We start from the raw sequence: 5,199 nt of genomic DNA on the forward strand, positions 1-5,199 counted from the left end.
CGGCGTCCTCGGCGACCGCGACGAGCGTCGGGGCGGCGTCGTCGAGCATCCGGGCACCGGCGGGCGTGCGGGCGCCGCTGTCCACCACGACCCGCCACGGCTGCTGGTCGGCCGGCACGGGCACCCGCAGCTCGGGGTCGTCCTTCATCGACCGGACCGCGAGATGGGGGTTGTCGGCCTGCTGGGTGCCGGACCCCACGACAGTGGCCTGGCAGGCGGCGCGCAGCGCGTGCACCTCGGCCCGGGACTCCGGGCTGGTGATCCACTGGCTGGTGCCGTCCGCCGCCGCGATCCGCCCGTCCAGCGTGGCCGCGTACTTGTAGACGACGAACGGCCGTTCCTCGACGCCGTGCCACTCATCGGTGCCGACCAGCTCACTGACGTGCATGGTTCCCCTTCACCCGGACGATCGCTGCCGCGAGCCTAGGGGGTGAGCCGCGGCGCCGCCCGGCACACTGGCGACTGTCGGCGTCCGACCACGTGAACGGCAGCGTGTACGTGGGCGAGGCGGGCGAGGACACGACACCGGACCGGGGCGGTTCCTCGGACACTTCAAGGCAGGACAGCACCGAAACGTCCAGCGAGGAGTCGAGGGTGGGGCGCAAGCGGTTGCCGCGTGTCAAAGAGACGGGGAAAAGCTCGACGGGGGAGATGTTCCTCGGCCTCCACGGCGTCATGGACGCCGATACCACCGTTGTCGGCCATTGGCGCCAGGACGACGTGGCAGAGTTGGCAGACGGGATCAACGGCCTGGTGATCAGCCGGGCCGACGCGTACGGCTGGCCCTCGGTCGACTCCAGTGCGGGTATGCCTCCCGGGCGCCGATGGTGGCACCTGGACGCGGGCGGTGACTGGCAGCACCGAGGCCGGCAGACCGAGATGGCCTGGTGCCAGGTTGACGTTGCTCCCCAGCTGCCTGGGCAGCGCCTGCCCTTCCTTCCGCTGACCGCGCTGCTGTCCGACGCACTGAGCGCCGTCGGCACCTACCGCCTCACCGGCCTCCACGCCCTGGTGCCCATGGAAGCAGCGGTCGACGCCCGCGCGGCACTCGCCTCCATGTCCGAGTGGTGGGAGCTGACCGCCTTCCGGCAGCCTGAACGCACTGTGCGGGTCCGCTTGGAAGGGGTTCCGGGCTCGCTACGGGGAGACGTGCTCGCAGCCAGGGCGCAGGAACTCGCCCAGGGGCACCTCGCGTGCCGAGCTGAGCCGCAGGCCGATTCCCTTCCCGACGGAGTCACTCCGCAGCCCAGTGGCCAGGAGCGTCTGCAGGAAGTCCCCGCCGGGGAGCTTTGCTTGGGCTTCGACTGCACAGTCCGAGGGTGGGGCGGGGACACGGCAGCGTGGCTCGCCGAGCTGTTCGTCGAGGCACTGCGGCAGTCATGCAGGACAACGGGCAGCCTGCTCGTCGCCGTGGGCCTCTGAGCCCGGACCCACCGACTCGTTCCCGAAGTGATCACTCTCCTCGATCGGCCGCGAGCGACGAGCCGGAACTGCTGCACTCGGCCGAACCGCAGGCGGTGGTGGAATCCCGGCATGGGATGTTCTGCGACGAGGGCGCAGCACGCACCTGTGAGGTCGTAACCGCACTCGCCGGGTGTCGGTCGCGCACAGCAGGGCATGCAATGGACGGCTGACCGGCTCGGCCGTCGGCGCCGCAGGGGGCCAAGCGGGTGGAGCGGGGCCCGGACGGTGCTTCGCCCGTCCGCCGGACGGGCTCGAACGCATCTGTCGGACACCGCCGTTGAGAGTACGGATCTGAATGTCAGCACAGAACCTGGAGGCCGTTATGCCGCCGCACGTCCGTGAACATGTCGGTACTCGAATTGCTCACGCACGCAAGGTCCGCCGATTGACGCAACAGGAACTGGCCGACCTGTCCGCCGTTTCGTACAGCACCCTGACGAAGGTGGAACAGGGCAACCTCCAGGCTTCTCCAGGAGTGATCGGGGCGCTGGCGCGGGCCATGTCCGTCCCGGTCTCCGACCTCACGGGCCAGCCCTACCTGACGGAGTTGCAGCAGGACCAGTTGGACGGTCTCATCCAGCCGATCCGCGAGGCACTGGACCTGTACGACCTCGGTGCGGACCTGGAGGTCCGTCCGCGTTCGATCGACGAGCTGAGCGCCGAGGCCGAACGGCTCTGCGCTCTGGTGCGGGCCACCGATCTGCGTACGGTCGCGAGCGAGCTGCCGGGGCTGATCACCGAGGCGACGACAGCCGCGCACACGGACCGGTCCGACCGCGCGTGGCAGGTCCTGGCCAGTACGTACCGCACGGCGTACGACGTCACTGCCAAACTGGGTTTCGGTGACCTGTGCACGGTGGCGCTGGACCGCCTGGACTGGGCTGCTGAGCGGGCCTCCGACCCGGTGCTGTCGGGGATGCGCCAGTACATGCGCGCACTGGTCTATCTGCGGGCGACCGACTACCGCACCGGCCAGCGGCTGGTCCGGCTGGGGATGGCCAGGGTCGAGCAGGCCGAACCGGGAACGGAACGTGACGTGGTCACGGGCCAGCTGCACCTCGGGGCGTCGGTGCTCGCCGCTCGCAGCAAAGACGGAGCGGCTGCCGACGGCCACCTGGAGGAGGCCCGGCGTATCGCCGCCCGGACGGGTGCCGCCGAGAAGGTGCACTGGCTCGCCTTCGGGCCCACCAACGTGGGCGTGCACAGGGTGAGCACGCTGGCGGAGCGGGATCTCTACGACGAAGCGGTGGCCGAGGCCGCCGGGCTTCCGCTGCCCGAGGACTGGCCGGCGAGCCGACGCAGCCACCACTACGCCGAGGTGGCCCGGGCGCAGCTCTGGACGGGGCGCACGGACGCCGCGTTCAAGAGCATCCAGAAGGCTCGCAGCGCGGCGCCACAGCAAGCGAAGTACCACCCCTTGGTCCGTGAGACCTATCTCGGTCTGGATTCCGCACGGCGACAACTGCCGCACTCGTTCAGTAACTACGGTGCCTGGCTTGGTATGTGACGATCAGTCAGGCGGTGGCCGGAACTATCAGCACGGGCTGATAGTTCCGGCCACTTTGCGTGGACACGATGTGACAGTCAGCACGTGACTGTCATGGAGGGCCGACGATGACCAGCCCGGGGCGGCGCACCGCCGCCGACCGTGCCCGCCGCAGGGACCTGGCGGATGCCGCCGCCGGAACAGCAGCGCGGCACTCGCTCCAGGGCCCCCGCCCGGAGTGGAAGCCTGTTCCGGCCCCGTCGGAGGCCGACCCGGGGACCGACCTCGACGGTGCCGACGACGGGCTGTCCGGAGCACCGTCCGCCCGAGCGTTCCCGAACCCGACCTGAGAAGACCCCGACGAGGTGGTTGAGACCTCCCGGGGCGTGGCCGACCCGACTAGGAGATCGACGTGAGGAACACTATCCGCTGGCTGCTCGACCGGGTGGCTCTTGTCCTTTTCAGGCCCCCGGCAAGGCCCTGTCGTGGACCCGTGAGCAGGGCGGCGAGCACGCCTGCGGGGATCGGTGCGGTACCGCCTCCGGCGCCCGGGGCGCCGTCCCGGTGGCTGCCGGCGCCCCGCTCCCCCTACAGCGAGCGCCAGTTGCCGTTCTTCGTCGACAACTTGCCCGTGGTGCGGCCGTACTTCACCGAGTACGAGCAGCGCACGCTTCGCCAGCTCCGTGTCACCGAGACGTGCTGCCTCGACCTGGACGGCTGCGGTCACGGGAACGCGACGTGAGGGCCGAGGGCCGGGCCCGGCCGTGCGGGCGGCGAGCCCCCGGCCCGGACCGCCTCTGCTGCGTGCTGCCCGACGGGCATCCGGAGGTGCTCTGCCGCGACGCGGACGGGTTCCGGTGGATCGACCGGACCGCCGAGCTGGCGTCCGTGCTGGCCACCGCGCTGGCCTGGGACCTTGCCGCCGACCGGGTACGCCGCGCCTTCGCCGAACCGGAGGGACGGACGTGACCGCCGCTCCGCGAGAGGCCCAGCCGGCGCACTCGCAACCGGACGTGCCCCACGCGTCGTACGCCTCCTACGACTGCCGCCCGGGCTCCCATGCCGCCTGTGCCGAGGCCGTCCCGCGTTCGGTCCCGACGCCGGGCGTCAGCTACCAGGTGTGCCGTTGTGCCTGTCACCGTGAGAGGCCACCCGTCGCCTGAGGGGACGGGACTCGCGCCCGGGCAGCGCTCATGGACTGAACGCCGCCCGGGCGGTCAGGGCTGCCGGAACTTCCGCTCGATCAGGGGTGCGGCCTCGTTCATGGCGGCGCAGCCGTCCCCGGGCCGGTGGCCGGCGGTGGAGGCGACGGGGACGAACACCGTCACCTCCACCGTGGTGGCCGGGTCCCCGCCGTCGGCCGGCCGCCCCGGGGCCAGCAGTTCACACACGGCGGTGTCCTTGCTGAACGCCGCGTCCTTCTCGAAGGCGATCCCGTCGCGCTCCGCGTCCTCCCGGGCGCGCCATCTCGGGTCGGCGTCCCCGAGTTCCGTGACGCTCCCCTCCCGCAGCCGGGCGCGCACCTGGTCCAGCGGCGCGTCCCCGAGCCGTGGCCCGACGTACGCGCACTCGTCGAGGACGCGGTCCTCGCGGTCCCGTCTCGCCTTCCGCTCGGCCTTCTCGGCGTCGGCCTCGGCGTCGCCGGAACCGGGGCCCGGGGAGAGGACGGACAGGTTCAGCTGCTCCATCTCCCCGTCGGTGAGGAACGGGCACAGTCCGCCGTCGCTCACGTCCACGCGCGACGGCTGTTCCGCTGCCTGCTCGGAGCATCCGGCCAACAACAGCACCACCGTTGCCGCCAGCACGGCCACCCCCGCCGCAACCGGCCGACTTCTGCCGTCTCCCACGCGTTCCTCCCCCTGCGGTCCGTGGTACTCCACCTTCCCTATCAGTTCGGTCGGGACTCCGTGTGGAGGAACGGTGAAGTCACTGCCGGGCCAAGAGGACCCGTCCGCAGTGGAGTTGACGGACCCCCGCGACGGCGGTCCGTACTGCGCGGGTCCGCGAGACGATCATGCCGGTGCCGCGGTGTCCTAGGATCCGTGCACCACTTGTCGACTCGCGGTTCCGCGCCGGACCCGGGGGACAAGAAGCAGAAGAAGGCACAGGCTACGAAGGGGCGGGGCAGGGTGATGCCGGGTGGTGAGGGCGCACACAGACGGGCTCCGCGGCGCACGGTGGCGGCGATCGTCGCGGCCAGGGGAGCTGCCGCCCTCGCGGCGTCGGGGCTGCTGTGGGCGGCGCTGCCG

8 protein-coding genes are annotated in these 5,199 nt (G+C 71.5%); 6 read left to right on the forward strand and 2 right to left on the reverse strand.

Annotated features, from left to right (window positions below; genetic code table 11):
* Positions 1–388, reverse strand: a 388-nt coding sequence (locus ACYVE9_RS14735) for a RibD family protein (protein ID WP_461028293.1), incomplete at its 3' end; no start/stop codon positions are given.
* Between the two features lie 206 nt (positions 389–594).
* On the opposite strand from ACYVE9_RS14735, the gene ACYVE9_RS14740 reads away from it, so the two are divergent.
* The 5 genes from ACYVE9_RS14740 to ACYVE9_RS14760 all read left to right on the forward strand — a co-directional run bounded on the left by ACYVE9_RS14740 (position 595) and on the right by ACYVE9_RS14760 (position 3,919).
* Positions 595–1,422, forward strand: a complete 828-nt coding sequence (locus ACYVE9_RS14740; RefSeq protein WP_461028294.1) for a hypothetical protein — start codon at positions 595–597, stop codon at positions 1,420–1,422.
* 364 nt (positions 1,423–1,786) lie between these two features.
* Entirely contained in the window at positions 1,787–2,971 is a 1,185-nt protein-coding gene (locus ACYVE9_RS14745) for a helix-turn-helix domain-containing protein (RefSeq protein ID WP_461028300.1), read from the forward strand.
* Between the two features lie 107 nt (positions 2,972–3,078).
* Positions 3,079–3,300 carry a hypothetical protein gene (locus tag ACYVE9_RS14750; RefSeq protein WP_461028295.1) on the forward strand — a complete coding sequence of 74 codons (222 nt, stop codon included), beginning with the start codon at positions 3,079–3,081 and terminating at the stop codon, positions 3,298–3,300.
* Between the two features lie 143 nt (positions 3,301–3,443).
* Positions 3,444–3,692 (forward strand): hypothetical protein, encoded by a 249-nt coding sequence (locus ACYVE9_RS14755; protein WP_461028296.1) that lies wholly within the window; start codon positions 3,444–3,446, stop codon positions 3,690–3,692.
* Positions 3,689–3,919, forward strand: a complete 231-nt coding sequence (locus ACYVE9_RS14760) for a hypothetical protein (RefSeq protein WP_461028297.1) — start codon at positions 3,689–3,691, stop codon at positions 3,917–3,919. The genes ACYVE9_RS14755 and ACYVE9_RS14760 overlap by 4 nt, the downstream gene beginning before the upstream one ends.
* Positions 3,920–4,167: 248 nt before the next feature.
* Here the strand turns inward: ACYVE9_RS14760 and ACYVE9_RS14765 are convergent, their stop codons facing one another.
* Positions 4,168–4,797 carry a hypothetical protein gene (locus tag ACYVE9_RS14765; RefSeq protein ID WP_461028298.1) on the reverse strand — a complete coding sequence of 210 codons (630 nt, stop codon included), beginning with the start codon at positions 4,795–4,797 and terminating at the stop codon, positions 4,168–4,170.
* Positions 4,798–5,001: 204 nt separating this feature from the next.
* On the opposite strand from ACYVE9_RS14765, the gene ACYVE9_RS14770 reads away from it, so the two are divergent.
* The coding region (locus ACYVE9_RS14770; RefSeq protein WP_461028299.1) for a hypothetical protein at positions 5,002–5,199 on the forward strand (198 nt) is incomplete at its 3' end.

The organism is Streptomyces sparsus (assembly GCF_054776295.1).

Coding starts and splice junctions, on each gene's coding strand:
- ACYVE9_RS14745 (WP_461028300.1), top strand. CDS start 1,787: ATGCCGCCGCACGTCCGTGAACATGTCGGTACTCGAATTGCTCACGCA.
- ACYVE9_RS14750 (WP_461028295.1), top strand. CDS start 3,079: ATGACCAGCCCGGGGCGGCGCACCGCCGCCGACCGTGCCCGCCGCAGG.